We start from the raw sequence: 23082 nt of genomic DNA, 5'->3' as shown, positions 1-23082 counted from the left end.
GATGGCCGAGCATAAAGGCACCGACGATCAGTCTTTCGAGGACACCGACTTCGAGGCAGAAGGCGCACCGCAGGAGAAAGCCTACCACGTTGAGCGCAAACCCCGCCGCGCGGCGAAGGGGCTGACCTCGCTCGCCGGCAAACTGGTCTCCGGCATTATCGCGGGCTGCCTGCTCGTGGTGCTGGCCTACGCCATGGTCGCGGGCGAAGAGGACAGCGCGCCCGTGGAAACCTCCAATGTCACCGAATTCCAGGACGGGGCGAGCGGCAGCGGCTTTGGCAATATCGCGCCCGCCGCGGCGCCAGAGCCCGAGGAAGACGGGTTTGACTTCGGCCTCATCCAGGACCAGCTCGACAGTCAGCGCAGCGCGCTCGAAGAGCGCAATGCCTCTCTGCAGGAACAGGTGCAGCAGCTGCAGAAGAGCCTCGCCGATCTGTCCGGTCGTGCGGGCAGTGAGGATAGCGCCGTCGTCGCGGACCTCTCCCGCGCTCTGCAGGAAACGCAGGAGCAGAATGCCCAAATGGCGCAGCAGATGCGCGAGGAGTTCGCCAACCAGCTGAAGTCCCTGCAGGCGGCCAATGAAGAGCGCATGACGCAGCAGGAAGAGACGCTGGAGTCGCTGCGCCGCGAGAATCTGGCGCTGCAGACCGAGATCACCACCGCCAGCAATGACGCCGCGCAGGAGGCTCAGGACGCCGAGGCCGCGCGCCGCCGGCAAGCTGAGCGCGAGGCCGAGCTGGCCGAACGTCGGCGCCAGCAGCAGGAAGAGCTGCAGGCCCGCGTCGAGTCCGAGGCGGTGATCTACGACAGCGGCGCAAGCTCCGGCAGCGCAGAACCGGCGAGCGGCGGACCCGGGGACACAGCCGGCCAGCTGAGCCCGCGCGGGCAGTCGCGCGACAGCGCGCTGCGCGCCTTTGTCACCGGCGGTGCCGGCGGCACTGGCAACACCGGCGGTGCCACGCCAACCGAGCAGGCGACGGAGATTGCCAATCCGTCCTACACAGTCCTGCAGGGCACGATGATCCAGGCCAGCCTAGAGAACGCCGTCAACTCCTCCCTGCCCGGCGCCGTCTCGGCCGTGGTCAACTACCCGGTCTGGTCCTTCGATCAGAGCCAGGTGCTGATCCCCTCCGGCTCCCGCCTCTTCGGCTCCTACAGCTCGGACATCGACATCGGCCAGGGCCGCATCCTCATCGGCTGGACCCGCCTCGTGACACCGGGCGGCCAATCGGTGCAGCTCTCCGCCTTTGGCGGCGACCAGATGGGCCGCTCCGGCATCAGCGGGCAGGTCGACACGCGCTTTGGCACGCGCTTCGGCAATGCCGCGCTGATCTCGCTCATCGGCGCGGGGCCCAGCATTGCCGCCGCGCAGATCGACGATGACACCACCTCCGACATTGCCCGCGATGTCACTGAGGATCTTGGCGATGCCACCAGCTCTGCGGCGGCGGACTACGCCACCCTGCCCCCGATCATCACAGTCGAGCAAGGCAGCGCCATCACCGTTATGGTCGACCGCGACCTGGAGTTCTTCTGATGAACAAGGCTCCGCCGCGCGCCTCCTTCCTTGCGAGCTACCTTGTGCCTCTGTGCCCCTATCTTGGAGACCCTCACGTGGTGGAGGTGGTGATCAATCCCGATGGCGGCGTCTGGGTCGAGCGGCAGGGCGACAGCCACATGCAGCGGGCCGAAGCGCTGAGCTTCGCGCCGGCCCAGGCCGCAGACCTCGCCAAGGCGATCGCCTCGGAGGTCGATGTGCCGCTCTCGGCGAAAAAACCGATCGTCTCGGGCAAGATCACGCATGGCGGCGCGCCGCTGCGCGCGCAGGTTGTGGCGGCGCCAGTGATCGAAGGCGCGCCCTCGATCTGCTTCCGGCGGTATTCGCAGTCCAAGTTCGAGATCGGGGACATGGCCCTGCTGCATGGCGAGCTCGTCGATCTCGACAAGCGCCGTCGCGACCGAGCACAGCAGGTGCGCGAGTTGACCGGCGCGGGCAAGGTGACTGAAGCCATGCAGCTCTGCATCGAGGACCGGCTCAACGTGGTGATCTCCGGCGGCACCTCCACCGGCAAGACGACCTTCGCCCGCGCGCTTCTTGGCATGGTCGATCCGCGCGAACGGCTGGTCACCATCGAAGACGCCTTCGAGCTCTTCCCGGCCCACGCCAACACCGTCTCCATGAAATCGGACCGGCTGCCGGGCTCGGAAAAATCCCCCGCCAAGCTCCTGGAATCCAGCCTGCGGATGCGGCCCGATCGGATCATCCTTGGCGAGCTCCGCGGCTTTGAGGCCCTCACCTTCCTCGAAACGATCAACACCGGCCACGGCGGATCCTTTACCACCATTCACGCCGACACCGCGCTCAAGGCCATCGATCGGCTGGCGATGATGGTGCTCGGCACCGGGCTCAACATGAGTTTCGAAGAGGTGCGCCGCTACTGCGCGCACAGCGTCGATGTGGTGATCCAGCTTGGAAGAGAGGATGGGAAAAGGGGGATTGCGGAGATTTTTCTGCCGGGGACGGCGGGCTGACAGCCGCTTGGTAGCGGTCCAGGCCCAATGGCGAGGGCACTGGGCAGCGATCTGCAGCTACCCAGGAGATGGCGCGACCAAGGTGAAGGTGTGGCGGTGGAATTGCCCTCATCCGTTGCAACAGTTGCGAAGGTCTGCTCCACTGCCTTGGCCACGCATCCGGGCCGCAAAGCCCGGAAGAGAGCGTGCCAAATAGCGGCTAAGTGCATGTCGCGGCGTAGGCTTTTGATCGGGCGCGACACGCCAGACGCTGCGGCCCTTGACGCAGATTGACAAGTGTCACGCGTGACACCATATTGATTTCGAAGCGCAAGACGCGAGTTTTGCCTTCTTTCCGAGGCCCGTGCTTTATTGCGCGGGCTTTCGTGCTTCTGAGGTTGCCCTTGATTTACATGGTTTATTTGGACGAATTTGGTCACATAGGGCCGTTCGTCTCCAAGCATGATGCCAAGTTCAAGGAGAGCCCCGTTTTCGGCTTGGCTGGCTACATTATCCCGCTCGAAGAGGTCCGCAGCTTCGGCACTTGGTTCTATCAGCAGAAGTGCCGTCTGTTGAAGTTCGAGATCGATCGGGCTGAGCAGCACCCGGCGGTCTGGGAAAAGAAGGGCTCCGCGCTCTACACCGTTACCAATGTCACCAGGTACCGCGAGCTTCGCGCGACCACGAACCGCATCCTGAACAAAATCCAGAAAATCGGTGGCAAGACCTTCTACGTCGGTCTTCGAAAGACGCATTCTCCGGAAACGGCAGACGCAAATGCTCTGTACCATGGGGTCCTGAAAGAGGCCCTCAAACGGATAAACGATTTCTGTGAACATGATGCGCCTGAAGACAGCCAATTCTTGCTGGCGCTCGATGAACATGACCAGCGCGACCAACTCCTGACAACCGCGTCGATGCAGATGTATGGTGGGGACACGCCGATGAGGCATCTGATCGAGCCCCCTTTTCAGATCGAAAGCCATCGCTATCAAACAATGCAGGCCGCGGATTGGCTTGCCGGACTTGTCGGACGGCTCGGAGCGATCTGGGCCGAACCAGACCAATACCCTGAAAACGAAGTCTTTCGGACCTATTTCGAAGCACGTTTGAATACAGCATCAGTGCGCAGCGGTGTGAGGACCAAGTAGGCGACCGGCCCATCGCGGCCGCGGCCCCGAGCGAGCTCGAGGCCGCGCCCTAGTTTTCAGGCGGGATATCTCCGGCCAATCGCGGTTTAGACCGAAACCGCGCCGCCACCGCCGTCGATCCGGTAATACGCACCCGTGATGAAGCTGGCCCGGTCGCTGGCCAGGAACAGCATCAGATCGGCAATTTCCTCCGCCTCTGCGTAACGGCCAAGCGGAACAGCGGCTTCGAACTGCTTGCGTGCCTCAGCCTCGTCGCCTTTGCGCGCGTTGCTCTCGATCGAACGCATCATCTGAGTGTCTACACCGGAAGGGCAAACGGCATTGACGCGGATCCCCGCGCTGGCGACCTCGAGGGCGACACTCTTGTTGACCCCGATGAGCGCATGCTTCGACGCCACATAGGCGCTCATACCGGGCGCTCCCAGCAGCCCGCCGTTCGACGCGGTGTTAACGATAGCCCCCGCCCCCTGAACCTTCATCTGCTTCACCACGTGCTTCAGCCCCATGGCGGCGCCGATCACGTTGATGAGCAGTACATTGCTGTAATTCTCGAAGCTTTGCTCTTCGATCGGCTTGAAGTCGCCATTAATGCCGGCGTTGTTGACGAAGACGTCGATCCGGCCAAAGGCCTTCACCGTTTTGGCCACGTAGGCTTCCACGTCGGCTTCTTTTGAGACATCTGCGGCGATCAGAACCGCGCCCTCGATATCGCCGGCCGCCGTTTCGAGGCTTTCCCGCTTGAGGTCCACGAGCGCCAGCTTCGCCCCTTCCGCCGCGAACTTGCGCGCCGCAGCGAGACCGATGCCTCCGGCGGCCCCCGTGATCAGAACGACCTTGTCCTTGAATTCCATTATATCCTCTCCTTTGCTCAGGACATACGCGCTAGCCTGCGTCAGGCGCGATCGATCCGACGGGGTCGAGATCGCCAAGGCGGGCAAACCTGCCGGGATCGCGGCAACCGCGCTTGGGCGGAAGCTGCCAACAGGCTCGAAGTGCTGTCCTGATGGTTACCTATGCCTCAGAAATTCCTGTCTCCACCGCGGAGTGGGTCCTGAATTGACCACAAGGGACACAGATCTTAACCCTAGCGGCCAGGCGCCGCGCCAATTCGCCACGCCGCTACCGAGGAGCTCGTGAGGAACATGCCCGCGATCGATGACAGGCTGCAGCGCGATTACGAAAGCCAACTGCACGCGAACAAATTTGCGGGCCGGTGCCTTTCCCTCAATGACGAACCAGTCGAAGGCCACTTGACCATTCGCCGTTTTGGAGAAGTCTTGGTATCGGAAGTGCGGGCTTCGGCCCATGTGCTCGAGGTACAGGAAACCCGCAAGGAAACCGCTGAAACCGTCTTCGCCACCGTTATGGTGGAAGGCGAAACGCTCCTCGGGCAAGCAGGAAAGTGGCTGCGGTTGAAGGGTGGCGACGCCGCTCTCAGTCTGCCTTCAATGCCCTTCACGATCATCTGCCCCGAACCTATCCACCTTCTGACGTTGCAATTGCCCCGCGACAGCTTCATCGGCGATCTGTTGACCGCCGTCACAGACCCCCTGCTGATACCAGGGCGCGCTGGTGCCGCGCGCTTCGATCAGCAGGGGCTAACGCGAAACTTGCGCCGCTGGCTAAGCGAGGCGCACGCATCTGACGAGCACGGCCTACGGATCCTCTCGATGCTGGAAGGACTTCTGCGAACCGAGGCCCGTCCCGGAGGTGGACGCAGCCAATTCCTCGCGGCGCTGTCACATATCGCATCGGAGATCCGCGATCCCGCGCTGTCCCCTGGTTCTGTAGCCTCAGCCATTGGCGTATCGCCGCGGCAAGTGGCACGTATCTTCGCCTCCCATGGAACCACCGTCTCGCAGGAGATTGCAGAGCGCCGCTTGCAACGCGCATATGCGGTCCTGCGAGACCCCACACAGGGTCACCTGGGCATTTCCGAAATTGGGCGGCGCTTCGGGTTCTCCGGTCCAGAAGTGTTCAGCCGCAGTTTTCGCCGCCGTTTTGGAATGACTCCGACCCAAGCGCGTCGGTGAGGACAGGAAAATGGGACACCAGCAGAAAAGGCTTCCATTGCTTCCTAGATCTTCTCGCCCTCCTCTCTCCGAGCGCTTCTTGTCGCCTGTCAGCTTACACACAGCCATGATCAAGACTTTCGCATACAAGCTGCTGAAAGCCCTCTGGGAGACCGGCAAGTCGAAGATCAACGCATGAGCACGACCTTCCCGATACCGGGTGTCATTACAGACATCATGTCGCTGCAGTGTGGTTAGATCCGTCCTCACTGCTCAGCGACCCGGTGGCACTCGAGTGCGAGGCTATCACGGCCAAGGCGATTCAACGTGCCGAACCCATGCTCGCTTCGAGAATTCGATGATCCTGCCACTCAGGGATGATAGCTGCGAAGGACATACATCTTGACCTGACGGCAGCTTGGCCTTGTGAATGAGTTCGATGAAAAACGTGGACGGTGGGATGGCGAAAAATGGTTGAAGACGTGAGCGTCGAAACTCTATCCCTTTGGCAAAAGCTAGACTTTCTGATCGTAGCGGTCACTTTTTACCTGGCGTTCGCATGCATGTTAGCGGCCGTTTCGACCGACAGTTTGCTCCTTGCCGCTTTTGAACTCTCCATCACCGCCGGCAGCCTGCCCTTCGGCTGCTTGGCTTGGGTTCGCATCCGCAAAGCCGCGGAACTAAAGGCACAGCTCAAACAGCGACGCTAGCAGGCGGCGAGAATATTTGAATGCCGAACCCCCTCTGCTGTGCGATGCTGCTGCCTGAGCGCGGTGGACCTTCAGCGTTCCGTAAATGCCCGGTAGCTCTTGCGGTTACCTACAAGTGTCCGGCAGGGAGGTCGCTAAGCGGGCGCCCTCTGCGAGGTCGCCGGGGCGAGCGAAACCTCGCCATATGACGGTCGTCCCCGGCGGCGCGTCCGAAGCGCGATCCGCGTAGCCTTCGAAGCGTGCGACCGCCCATGCGTAGTAGGCAAGATCTAGCGGCATTTCGCGCTTTCATTCTGTTGTCGCCAGTTCAAGCAGAGGTCGTTCCGCGACCGTGAGGGTAGTAGCAGGTTCGGCGCCCGCGATGTCTCGACTGAGCATCGACAACCGTGTCACCCGCCAGGCAACGACGCAGCAAAGCGTGATGAAGTTGGCCAGCCGTTCTGCCGACAGACCGATGGTGGTGAAACCTTCGGCCAGAGCCGCGGCGGCCTCGGCCATCCCGATGCCGGAACTGCCACCGATCACCAAAACGCGCTTACTATTCAACTTTGTCATGATCGCCTCCTCATGCCAGGTGTTCCAGGCGCCGCAGGTCGGGCGGTGACGCCAGAAGCGCGTCAAACCGTGCCGCAAGTCCCGTAAGGGCTGGGGCCTTGCCATGGGCTTCGAGTGCGTCCGCATCGGCCCAGGCCTCCAGCATCACGAAGCGTGCGGGGTTGTCACGCTCACGCTGCAGGTCGTACCGCAGGCAGCCCGCCTCACTGCGCACCTGCGCGAGGATCCCGGTAAGGGCGGCCTGCAAGGCCGCCTCCTGTCCGGGTTTGGCCACCAGCGTTGCGACGAGGTGAATGATTCCGGACATCAGAACCCCTCCAGCACGATTTTCCCGCGGGCGGTGTTGGTTTCGATCAGGGCGTGGGCCTTCTTCAGGTTTTCGGCGTTGATCGGAGACAGCGTTTGGGTCAGCGTCGTGCGGATGCGTCCCGCGTCGACCAGAGCCGCCACCTCGTTCAGCAGCTTGCCCTGTTCGGCGATGTCGGGCGTGCCGAAAATCGCCCGCGTAAACATCAACTCCCAGTGGATCGAGGCTGCCTTGCGCTTGAAGCCCAGGACGTCCAGCGCCTCGGGGTCGTCGATCAGTCCGAAACGGCCCTGCGGCGCGATCAGCGCCTGAATGCTTTGCACATGCCGGTCGCTCTGATTGGTAGAGAAAACGAAGCCCGGCGCGCCGATGCCGAGCGCTTCGACCTGCGTCGCAAGATCCCCGTGATGATCGATGACATGATGCGCGCCAAGCTCACGCACCCAGTCCTGCGTTTCGGGGCGCGACGCGGTGGCGATAACGGTCAGATCGGTCAGCGCCCGGACAAGCTGGATCGCTATCGATCCGACCCCGCCCGCACCACCGATGAACAGGACGGCATTGGCCGCTCCCGGAACCGGCCGGCGAATGTCGAGCCGGTCGAACAGCATCTCCCAAGCTGTGATGGCCGTGAGCGGCAGCGCAGCTGCCTCTGCATTCGACAAGGTCTTGGGCTTGTGGCCGGTGATGCGGGCATCGACCAGATGGAACTGGCTATTGGCACCGGGCCGGGCGATGGACCCGGCGTAGAACACTTCGTCGCCCACGGCGAAGCCTTGTGCATCCGGGCCAACCTCGGCCACCCGGCCCACGGCGTCCCAGCCAAGGATCTTCCACTCGCCTACGGGCGGCGTCGCGCTGTTGCGAACTTTGGTGTCGACAGGGTTCACCGATACTGCTGCGACCTCGACCAGAAGATCATGGCCGCTGGCCTCGGGGCGCGGTAGCTCGATGTCGGTTAAGGCCTCACCACGGTCGATGGTGCCGGCGGTCTGGTAGCCGATGGCTTTCATGGGATCACTCCATTGTTTGATTGTATGGAGGCGAAATTGATCCTACATTCACCAAATCGCAATACGTACAACGACCGCACATAGTATCAAAAAGGATACTTTAATGGCCAAAGCCCGTCACTCACGCTTCGACTGCACCCCCGGCTGCTCAGTAGAGGCCGCTATCGGCCTGATCGACGGCAAATGGAAATCGATCATCCTTTGGCACCTGCTATCCGGAACGCTCCGGTTCAACGAAATCCGCCGCCATGTCGAGAATTGCACGCCGCGCATGCTGACCAACCAGCTGCGCGAGATGGAGCAGGACGGGCTGATCACGCGCAAGGTCTATGCGCAAGTGCCGCCGAAGGTGGAATATTCGCTGTCCGAGCTGGGCCGGACGATGGAGCCGATCCTTTGCGCCCTGAAGGAGTGGGGGGATGCCAACATCGGTCTCTACGGAAAGCCCGCCGGCCACGATCCCCGCGACGCGGCCTGAGGGTCTGCACCCGTCCAGATGCCTAGTCGGCAGGGCGATGGTATATTTGGCCTGATCCAGCGCGAAGCTGGAGAGCATGTCGGCAACCCCGGAGAAGATCTGGGTCAGGACATTCATGACGAGCTCCTGATAGCGCAGCAGGTCTTCCACCACGACGCGCAACATGAAGTCCTCCGTTCCGGTCATCGGGTAGCAAGCCACCCTTATATTTCGGGATCAGGTTGGCGTGCAGGACCGCATGGATGCGCGATTTCAGGCGGACCGTCTCATCGAGGAGCCCCCTTCCGCTCGGCGGCCTGTCGGCGTCGGCGAACAGTATCTTCGTCGGCGGCCCAGACTTCGGGCGGGAGGCCCGACGCCTGGAGGCGCGCCAGCGTGATGGCGTCGAGCTTGTCAATCTTGACGCGAGTGTAGGCAATCGCCCGCACCATCCGCGGATTAGCGATGACGACCCTTCTGACGAACGGCCGGAGCAGCCGCTCGATGGCCGCCGTATTGCCGGTCGCCTCCAGCACCACCTCATCGTCGAGCCTAAGCCTTCGCCCGAACGCGACGACCTTGTCCTGCACAAGATCAAGGCATTGTTCATTGATCAACTTGCCGTCTTCCAGGATGGCAATCTGGGCGGACGCTCATGGACGTCCATTCCAATGACACGCATGCTCCCTCTGCTCTGGTTTCCGGGAGCTGGCGAGTCTACACGACATCAACGGATCCGCGCTCGCAGCGCAACCGGAGCCTTCTTTTACTTCTCTTCACGGCAAAGATGAACAAGATCGGCCCGCAAGCCTGGCTTGCCGACGTCTTCGCCCGGCTTCCCAGCACAACGGCATCATGCGTGCCCAACCTTCTGCCCTGGAGTTGACAGCCATCGGAGCGCCGGCGGGCAGCATGACCAAGGCCTACGCCGGATGCTTACCTTCTGGCGGGCATTCTCCTTGATGTCCGCAAGCTCGAAGAACAATCCAGGACCGTGCTCGATTTGTGCAGCCTACGGCCGCGACCCCCCCCTTGCGTGGAGGATTATCTCACTCACCACGCGATAACGTTGTGCTGTATAAACATGTTATGTTTGGAAACAGTTGTTTAGCCACACGCAAGGCGGTTGCATAAGTTAGCAGACCTAGTTTTAATTATCACGAGCGAGCCTCGTCGGCCTCCGCTGGGCGGATCCTATCCCCGATGCTCAGATAAGCCACCACTCACGGATCGAAGCGCGCTCAACGTCCCCCTTGCTAGTGCCCTGGTATTTGCATCAAGAACCCTACACCCGTTCCTCTTCGCACCTTGAATGGTCTTTTAGCGCCTTTGCAGCCCCAACCGCGGCTTGACGTGAGGAGCCGCGGGCATCGCGTCAACCGCGTTCCGCCACAGCTCAATCCCGCCTGCCTTCACGGCGTTGGACTGACCGAGACCACGAAAGCCGCGCCCCAAGTTTCAGAACACACTCTACTATCCCGGCGGAACCAAATGCCCCGGAATTGGAAACATTCTCCAAACCGGGGCAACTGGTAATGAAAAGCGATGTCATTAAAGTGTCGCCCTCCTCCTCGGCTCCGGGGAAATTCCGGAGGTTTGTTCGAGGCCTCCTCGGGCACGTTCGTCCACTCACGGACCTCGGTGACGCTGCGTGATTCATTTGATTCCGTCGAGTCCGTTCATCCTCAAGTTGTCGAAGAATCATGGCCTCTCAACTCTTAGGAAACAGGGGCACAAAGTCTTGTGGGTCAGGCGGCCGTGAAGCGGATGAAAAATGGGGAGCTTTTGACCTAGCCTTTTTAGCCGAAAGGAAGCAGGCAGCCAGCGATCCTGATCACCCGAAGCAAAACGCATTTTGCTCGCGCTTGGCGTCCTTCAGGAAGCTCCTGCCGTTCTGACGGCCTGTCCAGGTCGCGCGGATCTCAAGCTGCCTCATTTCTGACGCCCGCAGCGCTATCTGGCACGATTGTCGAAGTGGATAGGTGCCAAAGGCGGTCGCCGCGTGGCGCACCTGCTTTTCTGCTCAGCATTCAGCTAAAATTTGGACTTCCCATTTTGCGATCACCAGCAATTTTCTTTGCTTCTCAGTCTCTTGCCTCTCTCGTGATCGGCAAATTCATTGGATGCTTTTAGATGGCCACCACCACCTCGCTGAACATTGGAAGATGCGCCTGCTCAGTCACGCCTCGATCCATGAAGAGCTCGATAGTTTCGCGTGCGGTTTCGATGACCAGCTTTCTTGGCAGCGCAGCCTGATTGACAATCGTCGCCCGATTTTCGGCGGCCTTCTCTTCAACAAGCGACCCTTGGAAACGGAATTTCCTTCAGCGCCAATATGTCTAGAATAAGGTGCCCCATATTTCCCTTACCTTCAGCTGATTAATTTGCCCTGAGACTTATAAAACGTCCAGTTCCGGCTACCCCTGTTGGCGTCTTATTCTCACCCAAAATTCACCGAGAACGGATGTCAGCATCAAGCGCAATACAGCTCTTGCGACCACAGTCACATTATCGCGACTTGCAGCCAGCTTTCATTCCGAAGACATAGGGCCCATCCCAATTTGGAGAAACCAATGACCCCGCAACTCGATCTACAATCGATGCCAAAAGAAGACCTGCTGGCGCTGAGCAAGAAAGTCGACAAAGCGCTCGCCGACTATGACGCCCGCAAGAAAGCCGAGGCTCGAGCCGCCGCCGAGGCTCTTGCAAAGGAAGCCGGGTATTCCCTCTCGGAATTGATGGAGGCCGGCAGCACCAAAGGCTCGAAAGGCACGCCCAAGTACGCACACCCCGAGAACTCGGCACAAACGTGGACTGGCCGAGGACGGAAGCCGAAATGGGTTGAGGAACACCTTGCTGCTGGTGGTGATCTCGAAGCCTTGGCAATCGTTAAGTAAGCAGTATTGATTTTCGGAACTAACCCCGACCGAAAAGGCGGGGTTAGTTCTGGCGCAAGCTGTATTGTTTCGGCGCAGCATCAGCCAAATGCGTCCAGCCCAACCCAAGTTCGTCTGGCGGAGACATGAACTCGGCAATGTAACTCGGCAGTGTCGGCGCATGAGGGCGCGCCGCGCGATGTGTCCCTCCCACCAGCCCCAGCGCATTGCTACACGCCGAAGGCGACGTGACCCTCTTCGTCAATCGGCCAGGCTGGATTCCACGCGATCTCCCAGATGTGGCCATCGGGGTCCGCGACGTAGCCGCGGACGCCCCCGTAGGGTGGCGCATCGGCCTCTCGGAGGACGGTCGCCCCCGCGGCCACGAGCGATTTGATGACGCTCTGCACATCCCCTTCCCCGGGCACATTGTGGGCGAGCGACATGGCACCCGCCGGGGGCAGGTCGCTGGCCCTGGCATCCTCTTCGAGCGATCCCTTCCACCATGTCCCGAACACGAGGCCGTTCATCTGGTAAAAGACGATCTCCGCGTTCTCGAATACCGGGGTCCAGCCGAAGCCGTCGCCATAGAACCTTCTTGGATCTATCGAGATCGGAAACTCCAAGGGTGATCACCGAGATCTGCTGCTGCATGTCCATGTCCTCTGAAGCTCGCCTGCACAACATGCGCAGGCGCTTGGACCATGGGACGCGGCAATCGGAGCGCCGATGCGCGAAAGGACCCGTTCGCGGGGGCCGGGCCAACCGCACCGACCTAACCTGTTTCTGGTATCGCCAAACTACTCACCGTGCCCCCGCGATGCAACCAAGCCGGATATCGGGGCCCGCGCGACATCAGAAATGAACGGTTAGCTGGCCACTGGCCTTCGAGGCTTCATCGATCTGCCGGCCCTACACCCTCAAGACCTTGCGTCACCGCCTTTCGGCGCGCCAAAGCAGCTCACCCCGATCGCGAGAGCCGCTCTCTATATTCCGCAATCGTGTCGTCAGCCGACAAATCGGCCCGCCTTGCGAGTTCGATGGCAAGGTCGAGATCACTTACCTCCGCATAAGCGTCCACCTCGGCCGATGAGAGAAGACCCGCATCGTTGTCCATCAGTCCGGTTGCTTCACCCTCGCGGCGCGCGCACAGCGCGCTGAGCTGCATGTCATCCAATGACCGGAAACGACGGCGCTTGAGCTCACCGAGGTACGTCGTCTTCATGTCGTCTATAGTTTGCAACCAGTGGCCGTGTCGCCCAAGCTTCCATTCCCGCCAACCGACGTCCGGATCGTCAAAGATTTCACCGGCCGCGATCATCTGATAAAAGTCATGCAATCGCGTGGCATTTCGCTCGTATCGGTTCGACACGAGCTCGTCGAGTTCGCGGCAGCGCCCTATTCGGCGTCTCAGTGCGGCGTCCGACAACATTCTCACGGTCATATCGTTCCTCGGCTCCTACCCAATGACTTCGGCACCTCTGCGAGCGCCCGGATCAATTCCTGTTCTTTTAGAGCAACCTAACTGCCTGAGAAATCAACTTTTGCGTGTGCCTCTGGCGAGGGCGACGCGCACATGTGGGACGCAAACTCGGTGCCGCGCTGTGATCCCCCTCCCCGCCATTCAACGACATTTTTTCCAGGCTGGAGGAGCGCAACATGGGCGCAGTCCTCGACCCGCTCAAGAACAGCCCTGCCGTCCGTCGCGCAGATCGAAAGAGGATCAAATCTTCGGCAGGTTTCGGTGTAATCGCAGTGCTCAGACACCATATATATGACGCAACTTGGAGCTGGGGTCGTTGCCCTTGAGTTCTCCGACCCCGGGAAAGGGAAGGAGAAGATCATGTGGAAACGTCTGATAAGTCTCAGCCTGACATTTGGACTGGCCGCCGCCGGACCGCCGGCATCGGCGCAGATGGTCTGCGGGCTCCACGAGAGCATCACCGGAACGCTCGAGACCACCTACGACGAAGCTCTTGTCGGGCGTGGACTTCAGTCTGCAACGCGCATGCTGGAAGTCTGGCGCGCAGCTGAGAAGGGAACCTGGACGATCCTTGCCGTGCATCCCGACGGGCTCGCCTGCGTCGTGGCCAGCGGGGAGGCCTGGATCGACGTGCCGCCAAGGCCGGCAGGGGTGGCAGCGAGCGCCTACCCGGCAGCTGAGAGCGAGGAGTAATCGCCAAACCTCACCGAGCGGATGCGGAAGGCGCTCACAGGCGGCCTTGAGCCCTGTCACCGGGCTCAGCCTTCATCGGCTGAGAAGCGGAGCTCGAGGGCTTGGGCTCCCGGTCTCGAATTCGCGGACCCGGTGACAAAATTCACGACATCCCCGCAGCAGGTACAGTTTTTCACGGCCAAGGACCGTTTTTCAGGTCCGGCGGTGGGCGGTGCGGACACGAGGATGGGCCGCCCGTGGCAAAGGCTTCCTAAACCTTCTCGTTTTCCTCCTGCGGCAGACCACCATCGGCATCCTCAAACTTCGCCAAATCCGTGGCACCTGCCCGCTTGGGTCGCCGGCGGGACGCCGGCCCGGCCTTCTCCGTCCTTGCTCCGCCTGGTCTCCGCCCGCGCCCGCATCTCGGCAAACCGCGCGCCGTAGTGCTCGCAGGTCTCGACCGTCTCCTCCGCCTGCGCGATCTGCGCCAGGCTCGCGACCTTGCGCTTCGGCCTGGCGGTGAGCGGCGGATAGGGCAGCGCGTGTCCGTGTCGCGCCGCCTCGATCGGCCCGAAGTGGTGGTCCTCGTAGGACGTGATCCGATGCGCCTTGATGGGAAACTGGCCCTCCGGCAGGATCAGCACCTCGTCGATCGGGAACTGCAGCAGCTTGCCCGGTGAAAGCAGCGCCCTCTCTTCGCTGCGGCGACTGATATTGGCGCTATCGTCGAGCTCGCGAATGCGGCTCTGGCTTTCGGTCTTCGACACCACCGTGTGTTTGCCCAGCATGTCCGACAGGACCGTCGCCGTGTGGTCCTCCTGCGGCGTCATGAATATCTTCACCCCGGCCCCGGCCATGAGCGCGCGGCGCCCGGCCTCGCCATAGAGCGAGGGGTTGTCGAGACCCGCGATCGACTGGGTGATGATGAAGAAGCGTCCCCCGAAGGAGCGGATCGTCTTGATGCTGTTCTCCACCAGCGGCTGGCGACCAAGCTGGTCGAACTCGTCCATCAGGAACATGACCGTGTAAGGCTCGTCGGGGCCTGGCTCGGCGCGCTGCAGCGACGCGATGCCCTCGGCGAAGAGCAGTCGCACCAGCGGCGCCAGTGTGGTCAGGTGCTCGGACTGCGTGGTGATGTAGAGCGTCTGCGCCTCGCGGCGGAAACTGGTCAAATCGAAGTCGTTCTCCAGCGTCGCGCGGACCACCGAAGGATCATCCCAGAGCTGGAAGCCGGCACCATTGATCACCGAGCGGTAGCTGTCGGTGATCTTCTGGCTCATCCCTGCCATCTCCGAAAAGATCGTCGCGACGATGGGGATGTCGGTCATCTCGGCGTACTCGCGGTAGGTCTCCTCGGTCTTGCCGCCACCCCCGAAGATCTCCTTGGCAAAGCCGAGGTTCTGCCGGCCCTGCTCGATGGCAAAGAGGCAGGAAGCGACGAAGAGCCGCTTGCCGGCCTGGTAGAAGCCCTTGGCCGCATCTCCCTGCACAACCAGGAATTGGTCGGCCAGGATATTGAGCGCGGTATACTGCTGCTCAGGAGACGACATGGCCGCGATCCGCGCCAGCGGGTTGAAGCGATGCGTCCTTGTCGAAGGCCCGTCTTCGGTCTCCACGTAATCGAAGGGCGAGAAATACCAGATGCGGTTCCCGAGACCCTTCTGGCGGTGGATCGCGGTTTTCTCGAAGTTCTCGCCCTTCACGTCGAGCACGATGGCACTGCCGCCATGATGCAGAAGGTTCGGTCTGACAAAGCCTACACCTTTGCCGCGCCCGGACGGGGCCACCATGATGAAATGCGGAAACCGGTTCGGCGTGGCGGAGATGTAGAGCCCCTGCTTTTCCGGACCCGTGGTCTTGCCGAAGACGAACCCCTCCTCGGAGATCGGCTTGACCATCTTGTTGCGCCGCATCTCCCGCCGCGACTGGAAATGCGCGTCGTCGTAGCTGGTGAGCCGGCCGCGGTAGACCCCGGCGACCCCCACGGCAACGAGGCTTAGTGCCACCAAACCGTTGATGAGGAAGATGACCTGCAGGGCGTCTGGATTGGCTTGAAGCGTGGGCCAACTCCAGCGCAGGAACCAGGGCTCGAGCGGATCGAGGCTGTTCAGGCTCTCGCGGAAGACGAGCGCGCCGTAGATCGTAGCGAGCATGGCGCCGATGTAACCGCCGGCCAGCAGACCGCCAATCACGGCGAGCGGGTAGCGCCACGCCGTATCTAGATTCTGGATCATCGCAAGAGATCCTCCTGTCTGCTTAGAGCTCGTGCCCGTCCTCAATGTCCAAGCCACGTTCAGCGGCATGTTCGGCCGCGAGCTCGGCCTGCCGCTCTCGCGCCATGGCCTGGTAGGCCTCCACGGTCTCCCGCATCGCGGTCCCCTTGCCCCACCACGAGATCGGCTTCGTTCTTCAGCTCGGCCGCGACCGCCGCCCGAACGGCGGGATCGTGGATCTCGATCCTGCAACGGCGTGCTGTCGCCCTCGAGCACCTTGGCCAGGTCTTCATCGGAGAGCGCATCCGCCATCCGATCAACGAGGCTCTCGATGGCGGGCACGTCGGCAAGCTGGTGGTGCTTGTCCACGGTCAGCAGCTGGACGAGCGCCAGCTGCTCGACAAGATCGCGCGGCACCGCCACGCCGTCGATGATCCGATGTCCCTCTTCGAAGCACCGCAACCAGCCGCGCGGAAGCGCCTTCGTCCAGGCTTTCCGCCCGGCCGCTGCCACAGCGCTGCCTGCGCCAGGGAGTGGTCTCCCTGCACCGCGTATTCCGCCAACTCCTCCGGCGTCGTGCCAAGCTGCGCCATAAGATCCGCATCCTGCGCAAAGGCGGCGATCAGCGCCTCGCGCATGTCGTCCAGCGTGCTGTCGATCTGCCGCAACGCGTCGGATCCCCCGTCTCGAGCCCGTCCCGTACGTGCTGCAGCGAGGCGGGGGTCAGATGCGCAAAGACATCGTCGCGCGTCTCAGCCACCATCGCATGGTCCTGGAAGAAGGGATCGGCCTGGGTCGCCGCCATAAGTTCGGTGCTGGTGCGGGAGAACTCCGCCTCCATCCGCACCCGCTCCGGCCCGGCCTCCATGGCCTGAATGCTCTCCCAGGTCTCCCGCGCCTCGGCCAGCAACTGCTCGCGCGCCTGCGTCATGGCCGCGACGGGATCAAAGTTCGCCTGCTGTTCGGCGGCGTGGGTTTGCGGTGGCATCAGGGTGTCTGCCTCGGGCATGAGACGTCCTCCTTCTTCTAGGGTTTGCGCCGACGCAAAGAACGCCTGCGACAGCTTTTCCATGAACGCGTTGCCAGGACCGGAGAGCGACGCGAGCAGACCAAGACTGGAATATTGCCGCGCAAAGTCCTGCACCACCGCGCGGCGGTGCGCCCTCTCCGCGTCCGACATCGGCGGCGGCGGGACGAGGTCGCCCCGGCCCGTCTTGTCATGCGCCGCGCGATACTCGGTCTCGCGTGGCGGGTTCTCGATGATCCCGCGCGACAGCCGGTTGGAGGCCACCATGTCGATGCCATGCGCCCGCGAGAGCTCGGCATGGCACTCGCGCATCACGTCGTAGTTCAGATCCGACTTCATGCTGATCGACAGGAAGTTGCCCCAGTCGCAACCGACCTTGTCGACGACAAAATGCGCGTGGATGTGATCCGGGTCGCGGTGCACCGCGGCGACGTAACGCCACTGGTCGCCATAGTCGCCGCTGGCAAACACTGCCTGTCCCCACTCCCGGGCCACCGCCTCGGCGGCCTCGATGCCCGTTCCCTTGGGAAAGCTCAGGATGATGTGGTCGGTGTGCCCGCGCCGGGGCGCGCCGCGCCAGGACGAAGACCAGTCCTCAACCGCCCGCGACAAAGTGTTGGGCCGGAGATCGCGGTCCACCCCGGCGAAGTTCGTCCAGGTCGCATGTGCCGCGTCCTCCCGGGTGATGTAATTGAGCTGGCGGGTCAACTCTTCCTTGGAATGACACCCCCCGGCCCTGATCCGCTTCACCACCGACTGCGGGGAGCGCTGCGCATTGCCGGCAAAGGCCCGGAACGATCGGGCCTGCACGCTGCTCTGCCCCATACCGGGAACGCACGTGCCACTCCCGCCGCTCCGGCTGCGGCGCGCGAGGTCCTCGAGCGGATAGCCAAGAACCGCCTCCTCGATCGACAGCGACCCCGACCTCATTCGACCCGCCTCCGGGAAGGCCACATCCGCCAGCGTCCGCCGGCGCGCCACGTTGATGAAATTGGTCAACGCCTCGGTCAAATCCCCCACCCGCGCGTCGAGCTGCGCCACGGTTTTGCCGTCGCGGGCGTTCCACTTGAGCCGCCCGGAGTTCGCAAGCTGGGTCATCTGATTGAGATTGCGCCCCACCGCCACGAGCTCGCGCCGGCTCTGCGCCAGCGCCTCGATCTCCTCCGACCGCAGATCAAGCGCGCCGACCGCCAGCCGCATGAGACGGCGAATGCCATCCGAGGGTGTCAGCCCCTCCGCCTCCATCAGCGCCTTGAAGGCCGCGTATTCCTCGACACTGACCCGGGTTCCGACCACCGCGCCTTCGGTCGTGGTGTGCGACGAGACCGCCTGGTTTCGCACCCGCGCCACCGTCTGCCGAGATCGACCACTAGCGCCGGGCGATCTCGGCATCGGGCATATCCCTCGCCCAGGAGGCGATTGATCTCGGCAATATCCTTGTGGGTCAGACGGGGCCCGCGGGGCATATCGCAACCTCAAGCAGTATATCAAAATTCACACACGCTCTATAGATGTACAACACAATACCGTTCCAGCCAACCGACCATGAAGGCCGGTTTTCGCCCCTTCGGGGGATTTCCGCTTGCGGAAACCGGATCAGCCTTCATGGTCTCCGTCTCGCGCCCGGTGACCCTTCAGGGTCACTCAGGCAGGGCGCGGTGATCCGCAGGCCAGGAGGCGGCAATCTCGCCCCTGCGAGAGCTGCCGCCGGGGTCGTCCGCGGATCACACCCGTCCCGATGTGCCTGGCGTGGGGCGTGCCGCCCCGCGCCTGGCGGAGAGGGCCAATGTGCGATTTTTTGGCCCCCGGCCCCAAGTGCGCTCCGCGCGCAATCTCCTGGCCAAAAAATTCCGGCGAGGTGCTGGGTCGCTGGAACGCAGGAGAGCAGGAGAGCAGGAGATGAAGGACTGCACGAGTGCTGGACCGCTGGATCGGCGGAATGCTGCAGATATTGAAATATTGAGTTTTTAACTCATTGAGATGATGAGAGCTTGAGCGCAGGAGCCGTGGCGATGTTGATCGCTGGAGGCTTGGGGCGCCGGAGTTCTGGTGTGCCGGATGTGTGGACCGCAGGACTTGGAGGACCGAGCTTGAAGACCATCTCGACCATGATGATGAAAGGCGGAAGCGGGAAGACGACGCTGACCCGCATCCTCGCCTCGGCCGCCCTCGCCCGCGGGATGAAGGTCCACATCTTTGACGTCGACACCGACCCGCAGGCGCTTGGCTGGGAGGCCAGCTTCAACCGCGCCTCCTGGGGCAAGATCGACAAACCCGCCTGGCGTCATGACCAGCTGACCATCAGCGGCGCGGTCGCGGATATGGATGAGATCTACGACGGCTACGATCGCATGGAAGCCGAGGGCTATGATCTCGTGTTGATCGACACCCGCCCGGGGGCCAATGCTGACACCGAAGACCTGATCCTCGCCACCGATCTGGTGCTGATCCCGACCCGGCCCGAGCAGTCGGATTATTCGATCGCCGAGCGGACGCTCGAGTGGTTCGAGGATATCCTCAAGACCGTCACACCCGACTCCCCGACCCCGGCGCTGCGCACGGTGCTGACGGCGGTGCCAGCAAAGATGATCTCGGTGCTGACCGGGGATCTCGACATCGCCAGTCTGACCCCGCGCGATCGCGACGCCTTGCAGGCGGTCATGGACATGCCGCATGCGCTGACCGTGATCCCCAACTCGAAATACTGGCGCGAGATCGCGGCCTGGGGTCCGCTCGGCGTGGCCGCCGAGGCGGCGAACTCCCAGCCCGCCGGGCGGCTGCAGGGCGGCGCCATGCTGGACATCCTGGCCGGCGGCGACGCGCTGCTCGACGAACTCCTTGCGGTCATCGACGTGAGGGAGGCGGCAGAGTGAGCGACGATCCCAAACCAGAAAAGCGCAAGAGGTCTCGTGTCGTGCGCACCTCCCACGCGCTGCCAAATGCCGCCGAGCACGCCAAGGCGAGCAGCCGGCTCGCAGGGTCCACGGCCCGCTACGCAGGCCGCACTACTCCCGAGCCGCAAGAGCCGAGGACCAAACCCAAACCCGACGCCGACGCAGGCGCCGGCGTCTCCCCTGATCTGGCTCCGGCGGGCACAGAGAACTCAGCGACCTCAAAGCGCCCGCGACCGGCGCAGCCGAAGGCGGCAGCGCGGCGCGCCGCGGCGCCCGAAGAGGCCGGGGCTCCAGCGAAGAAAAACGTGCGCGGCTTCGTGGTCTGGCTGCCGGCCGACATGGCGCGGCTTGAGGCACTGGCGGTCCGGCTGGGCACCAGCGTCGACTATCTCGAAAAGGCACTGATGAAGCAGGCGCGCAAGAGATACCTGGATCTCGATCACGCAAGCGCGCTGCGCGACAGCACGCGGCTCAAGACACATCTCGATCTGGCGCGGACCGAGGGCGGCGGCGGGCTTTTCGTGAATGCCTATTCCGATCCCGAGATTGTCCGCACCCTGCGCGCGGAGATCGGCGATCCGCTCGATCTTATCGCCGATGCGCGGATCATCGGCGCGCTGTTCCGGCTCTACGGACTCGACGCGCTCGCGGTCTACGAGCGGAAGGCGGCGGGATAAGCGTCACCCTGGGCTTTTGGGCGTGGTGCCTACTCACTCACACGGGCCGGTGAGGACCTCGCCCACATTCCAGGTCACCGCATCATGCGCGCTGACCACGGCAAATTCGGTGCTCGACCCAAGGATGGTGACCAGGGTCGCCCACGCATCGGGATCAGCCTTCGCCTGAGCGATGCGACCGTCTACGAGCTCGAACGCCGCCTGCTCGCCGGTCTGTGCCAGGACCACGATCCGCGCCGGTGCGCGCTCCTGCGGCAGGGTCACCGCGAAAGACCCGTTCGGCTGCGGGCCGAAGACACGATCAGGATCGCAGACGAGCTGCAGCGATGCGCCGGGGCCCTCGAGATCATGCACAGGCAATCCGCGCTGGAGGCTGTGAGACCAGGTCACATCCGAGATCACCAGCGGTGCAGCGCCCGCCGCGGCCCCCTCCTGCGATCCGGTCTCCTGCTGAGCCTGCAGGGTGAGCGGCATCAGCGCGGAGACGATGAATGCACCGAATGATGAACATCGCATGAAACACTCCTTTGGAGCACAAAGCGTATTTCTCTTACGTTAGGGCATACCATCCGGAATGAAAACCGAAGCCCGCAAGCAAAACTGCATGGACAGGGCTAAGGGGCGCAGCCCCTCGCGCGGTCAACAGAAATAGCCAGGGCCGTGTCCTCGGCCGAGGGCCTGCGGGCCGCACCACCCCTGTCGATTTCTGCTGCCCTTGCTACCCCCGGCCTCGCCAGCGGGCAGACCGGATAGCGCGCTATCCGGCTTCAACTATTTGGGACAAGAACCATGCTGGCAAAGAAACTCTATGCCTTCCCGATCTCCAAAGTTTTTCACCTCGATGACGCAGGGGAAGAACAGTTCCTGGGACTGAGATTTCGGTGGAACACAGGAGAGACCGAAATTGCCTGGGAGAACCCCGGCGCCTTCAAGATGGGCCTGATCTGCGAGGAGCCAATCCCCGCCTCATCTTCCCCGGGCCGGACCTAGGCCCGGCCCGCGCGGGTTGGCCTCGGCGGCGCAGACGCTGAGACCAACCCGCGAAAATTTGGCGGGCCCCGCGTGAGCGAGGCCCGATCATCATCTCTAAGCGGGGAAGCGCCTTAGGCGGCCTGCTCGGCGACGCTCCACCCGGCCTCAGCCAAGATGAAGTCCACCGCCTTTTGCGCTTCCGACGCGGCGCGGAAGATCGCGCGATTGTCGCCTTTCATGGCCGCAACCCACCCTTCAACATAGCTCGCGCTCTGGTCAAACTCCGGCGCCACGCCGAGTTGCACCCCGAGCATGCAGGCGCCGACCTCAGCAATCAATTCCTCGAAGGCGTAGGCCGTGCGGTCGGAGAAGCGCTTGAACCTGTCGAGACGTTTCTCCGCACCGCTCCAATGCGTCAGCTCATGAAGAACGGTCCCGTAAAATGCCTGCGCGCTGAGAAATGTCTCGATCGGCGGCATGTGGATGCGATCCGCCCGGATGTCATAGTACGCTCGCGGCTCCGGGCTCGAATGGATCGCTGCACCGGTGCGCGCGAGGAACACCTCGAGGTCCGGATCGGCCTGGGTGCCGAGATCCCGCGGCAGCTCCGGACGGGTGTAGAAGTCTTCCGGCAGGCCATCGATCTGGTCGGAGTTGAACACGCGGTAGGCGCGGCAGTAGGGGATCTTCTTCTCGTCGCCGTCGTCACTCTCGCGCTCGACCGTGCCGAACTTCACCACCGTGGCCGACGTCTCGCCCTTGCGCACCTGCGCCCCAAGCTCCTGCGCCTGCCGATAGGTCATCCAACGTGCCGACACATAGCCTTTGCTGGCGGCCGTCGCCCAGAGCATCAGCACGTTGATGCCGCGGTAGTCCTCGCCATTGAAGCGGGCCGGCATCTGCGCGCCACCTGCGCCGCCGGTCCAGGGCTTGCGCCAGGGCGGTGTGCCCGCCTCGATCTGCGCAATGATCTCATCGGTGACGTGCTGATATACGTCGAATTTCGCCTTTGCCATTTGTGGCCTCCTTCGTGGTGGAGACGGTGGGGGCTCCGAGCCCGCCTTCCGCCGATGGGCTGCGCCTCGGCCAATCTGTCTGACCGGAAACGCATGTTTTCGGCGGAACAGAGTGGGAGAGGGCGAAGCCCGACCCACGGGCCGGACACGGACAGTCAAAGGAACGGAGACGGGGGTGGTGCGGCCCGCAGCGCGCCGCGCGAGGACACGGCCCCGGCGGAGACGACGCCAAAGGCGGCGCTTGTCTTTTGACTTTCCGGGGCCGGTCTGTTGGGCGGACAGACAAACAGCATCATGCCAGGACGGGGGTGAGCGGGCGCAGCCCGTCGAGCCCCTGCCCTGCCCTTTGGAGCGATGCGAGCCGCGCGCCCCGCGCGGCTCTCCTCAGATCAATCCGCCAGAGCTTTCCAGCCCGCCCCCGGCCGAGGGGACGGGGCGGGCCTTGCAGGCGGCGAGCGGGACGCGCAGCCATATCGCGAAGGATGGCGAGCCGGCTTGTGGGAAGGTCTGGCTTGATGCCCGGCCGAAGGCGGGGC

22 protein-coding genes and 3 pseudogenes are annotated in these 23082 nt (G+C 62.9%); 12 read left to right on the top strand and 13 right to left on the bottom strand.

Going from position 1 to position 23082, the window contains the following annotated elements; genetic code table 11:
- Window position 1 precedes the first annotated feature (1 nt).
- The 3 genes from ACXAD2_RS07820 (at window position 2) to ACXAD2_RS07810 (ending at window position 3662) form a co-directional block, all read left to right on the top strand.
- Entirely contained in the window at window positions 2–1537 is a 1536-nt protein-coding gene (locus ACXAD2_RS07820) for a TraB/TrbI/VirB10 family type IV secretion system protein (protein ID WP_475168908.1), read from the top strand.
- Window positions 1537–2532 (top strand): ATPase, T2SS/T4P/T4SS family, encoded by a 996-nt coding sequence (locus ACXAD2_RS07815; RefSeq protein WP_475168907.1) that lies wholly within the window; start codon window positions 1537–1539, stop codon window positions 2530–2532. The genes ACXAD2_RS07820 and ACXAD2_RS07815 overlap by 1 nt, the downstream gene beginning before the upstream one ends.
- A gap of 392 nt (window positions 2533–2924) precedes the next feature.
- Window positions 2925–3662: a DUF3800 domain-containing protein gene (locus tag ACXAD2_RS07810; RefSeq protein WP_475168911.1), complete on the top strand. Its 738-nt coding sequence runs from the start codon at window positions 2925–2927 to the stop codon at window positions 3660–3662.
- Window positions 3663–3748: 86 nt separating this feature from the next.
- On the opposite strand, the gene ACXAD2_RS07805 is transcribed toward ACXAD2_RS07810, so the two are convergent.
- Window positions 3749–4513: an SDR family NAD(P)-dependent oxidoreductase gene (locus ACXAD2_RS07805; RefSeq protein ID WP_475168906.1), complete on the bottom strand. Its 765-nt coding sequence runs from the start codon at window positions 4511–4513 to the stop codon at window positions 3749–3751.
- Window positions 4514–4804: 291 nt separating this feature from the next.
- Between ACXAD2_RS07805 and ACXAD2_RS07800 the strand changes: the two genes are divergently transcribed.
- Both ACXAD2_RS07800 and ACXAD2_RS07795 read left to right on the top strand, forming a co-directional pair.
- Window positions 4805–5695 carry a helix-turn-helix domain-containing protein gene (locus ACXAD2_RS07800; RefSeq protein ID WP_475168905.1) on the top strand — a complete coding sequence of 297 codons (891 nt, stop codon included), beginning with the start codon at window positions 4805–4807 and terminating at the stop codon, window positions 5693–5695.
- A gap of 449 nt (window positions 5696–6144) precedes the next feature.
- Window positions 6145–6384, top strand: coding sequence for a hypothetical protein (locus ACXAD2_RS07795; RefSeq protein WP_475168903.1), 240 nt, complete (start codon window positions 6145–6147; stop codon window positions 6382–6384).
- 288 nt (window positions 6385–6672) lie between these two features.
- Here ACXAD2_RS07795 and ACXAD2_RS07790 read toward each other — a convergent pair whose 3' ends face one another.
- The 3 genes from ACXAD2_RS07790 to ACXAD2_RS07780 are packed head-to-tail and all read right to left on the bottom strand — an operon-like array spanning window position 6673 to window position 8259.
- Window positions 6673–6939, bottom strand: coding sequence for a hypothetical protein (locus ACXAD2_RS07790; protein WP_475168902.1), 267 nt, complete (start codon window positions 6937–6939; stop codon window positions 6673–6675).
- A gap of 10 nt (window positions 6940–6949) precedes the next feature.
- Complete coding sequence (locus ACXAD2_RS07785; protein ID WP_475168899.1) at window positions 6950–7246, bottom strand: putative quinol monooxygenase; 297 nt, start codon at window positions 7244–7246, stop codon at window positions 6950–6952.
- Entirely contained in the window at window positions 7246–8259 is a 1014-nt protein-coding gene (locus ACXAD2_RS07780) for a zinc-binding alcohol dehydrogenase family protein (RefSeq protein ID WP_475168898.1), read from the bottom strand. The genes ACXAD2_RS07785 and ACXAD2_RS07780 overlap by 1 nt, the downstream gene beginning before the upstream one ends.
- 103 nt (window positions 8260–8362) lie before the next feature.
- On the opposite strand from ACXAD2_RS07780, the gene ACXAD2_RS07775 reads away from it, so the two are divergent.
- Window positions 8363–8737: a winged helix-turn-helix transcriptional regulator gene (locus ACXAD2_RS07775; RefSeq protein WP_475168897.1), complete on the top strand. Its 375-nt coding sequence runs from the start codon at window positions 8363–8365 to the stop codon at window positions 8735–8737.
- Window positions 8738–8851: 114 nt separating this feature from the next.
- On the opposite strand, the pseudogene ACXAD2_RS07770 reads toward ACXAD2_RS07775, so the two are convergent.
- Window positions 8852–8902 (bottom strand): annotated as a pseudogene (locus ACXAD2_RS07770) (hypothetical protein); the annotation flags it as partial.
- 28 nt (window positions 8903–8930) lie between these two features.
- Window positions 8931–9383: pseudogene (locus ACXAD2_RS07765) on the bottom strand (IS110 family transposase); the annotation flags it as partial.
- A gap of 102 nt (window positions 9384–9485) precedes the next feature.
- Here ACXAD2_RS07765 and ACXAD2_RS07760 point away from each other — a divergent pair.
- From ACXAD2_RS07760 to ACXAD2_RS07750, 3 genes and pseudogenes are all read left to right on the top strand, one after another.
- A pseudogene (locus ACXAD2_RS07760) lies at window positions 9486–9602 on the top strand (transposase domain-containing protein); the annotation flags it as partial.
- Between the two features lie 1096 nt (window positions 9603–10698).
- Window positions 10699–11064 (top strand): hypothetical protein, encoded by a 366-nt coding sequence (locus ACXAD2_RS07755; RefSeq protein ID WP_475168895.1) that lies wholly within the window; start codon window positions 10699–10701, stop codon window positions 11062–11064.
- Between the two features lie 225 nt (window positions 11065–11289).
- On the top strand, window positions 11290–11613 hold the full coding sequence (locus tag ACXAD2_RS07750) for an H-NS histone family protein (protein WP_475168893.1): 324 nt from the start codon (window positions 11290–11292) through the stop codon (window positions 11611–11613).
- A 209-nt stretch (window positions 11614–11822) separates the two neighbouring features.
- Here the strand turns inward: ACXAD2_RS07750 and ACXAD2_RS07745 are convergent, their stop codons facing one another.
- Both ACXAD2_RS07745 and ACXAD2_RS07740 read right to left on the bottom strand, forming a co-directional pair.
- Window positions 11823–12218, bottom strand: coding sequence for a VOC family protein (locus ACXAD2_RS07745; protein WP_475168891.1), 396 nt, complete (start codon window positions 12216–12218; stop codon window positions 11823–11825).
- A 335-nt stretch (window positions 12219–12553) separates the two neighbouring features.
- Window positions 12554–13036 carry a hypothetical protein gene (locus tag ACXAD2_RS07740; RefSeq protein ID WP_475168888.1) on the bottom strand — a complete coding sequence of 161 codons (483 nt, stop codon included), beginning with the start codon at window positions 13034–13036 and terminating at the stop codon, window positions 12554–12556.
- Window positions 13037–13435: 399 nt separating this feature from the next.
- Between ACXAD2_RS07740 and ACXAD2_RS07735 the strand changes: the two genes are divergently transcribed.
- Entirely contained in the window at window positions 13436–13768 is a 333-nt protein-coding gene (locus ACXAD2_RS07735) for a hypothetical protein (protein ID WP_475168887.1), read from the top strand.
- 296 nt (window positions 13769–14064) lie between these two features.
- On the opposite strand, the gene ACXAD2_RS07730 is transcribed toward ACXAD2_RS07735, so the two are convergent.
- The 3 genes from ACXAD2_RS07730 to ACXAD2_RS07720 all read right to left on the bottom strand — a co-directional run bounded on the left by ACXAD2_RS07730 (window position 14065) and on the right by ACXAD2_RS07720 (window position 18328).
- The gene (locus tag ACXAD2_RS07730) at window positions 14065–15981 is read right to left on the bottom strand and encodes a type IV secretory system conjugative DNA transfer family protein (protein ID WP_475168884.1); all 1917 of its coding nucleotides are present in this window, start codon (window positions 15979–15981) and stop codon (window positions 14065–14067) included.
- 350 nt (window positions 15982–16331) lie between these two features.
- Entirely contained in the window at window positions 16332–16628 is a 297-nt protein-coding gene (locus tag ACXAD2_RS07725) for a hypothetical protein (protein ID WP_475168883.1), read from the bottom strand.
- Complete coding sequence (locus ACXAD2_RS07720) at window positions 16583–18328, bottom strand: relaxase/mobilization nuclease domain-containing protein (protein WP_475168882.1); 1746 nt, start codon at window positions 18326–18328, stop codon at window positions 16583–16585. The genes ACXAD2_RS07725 and ACXAD2_RS07720 overlap by 46 nt, the downstream gene beginning before the upstream one ends.
- A 749-nt stretch (window positions 18329–19077) precedes the next feature.
- On the opposite strand from ACXAD2_RS07720, the gene ACXAD2_RS07715 reads away from it, so the two are divergent.
- Together ACXAD2_RS07715 and ACXAD2_RS07710 are read left to right on the top strand one after the other, a co-directional pair.
- Complete coding sequence (locus tag ACXAD2_RS07715) at window positions 19078–19860, top strand: ParA family protein (RefSeq protein ID WP_475168881.1); 783 nt, start codon at window positions 19078–19080, stop codon at window positions 19858–19860.
- Window positions 19857–20558, top strand: coding sequence for a hypothetical protein (locus ACXAD2_RS07710; RefSeq protein ID WP_475168879.1), 702 nt, complete (start codon window positions 19857–19859; stop codon window positions 20556–20558). Before ACXAD2_RS07715 ends, ACXAD2_RS07710 begins: the two co-directional genes overlap by 4 nt.
- Before the next feature lie 33 nt (window positions 20559–20591).
- On the opposite strand, the gene ACXAD2_RS07705 is transcribed toward ACXAD2_RS07710, so the two are convergent.
- Window positions 20592–21074, bottom strand: coding sequence for a hypothetical protein (locus ACXAD2_RS07705; RefSeq protein ID WP_475166035.1), 483 nt, complete (start codon window positions 21072–21074; stop codon window positions 20592–20594).
- Between the two features lie 587 nt (window positions 21075–21661).
- Window positions 21662–22546, bottom strand: coding sequence for an ArdC family protein (locus tag ACXAD2_RS07700; RefSeq protein ID WP_475166031.1), 885 nt, complete (start codon window positions 22544–22546; stop codon window positions 21662–21664).
- Window positions 22547–23082: the final 536 nt, after the last annotated feature.

It is taken from the genome of Salipiger sp. ABN3_019, from assembly GCF_056158605.1.
Note: the sequence above shows the minus strand (reverse complement) of the source record. Positions and strands in the feature narration are given on the sequence as shown.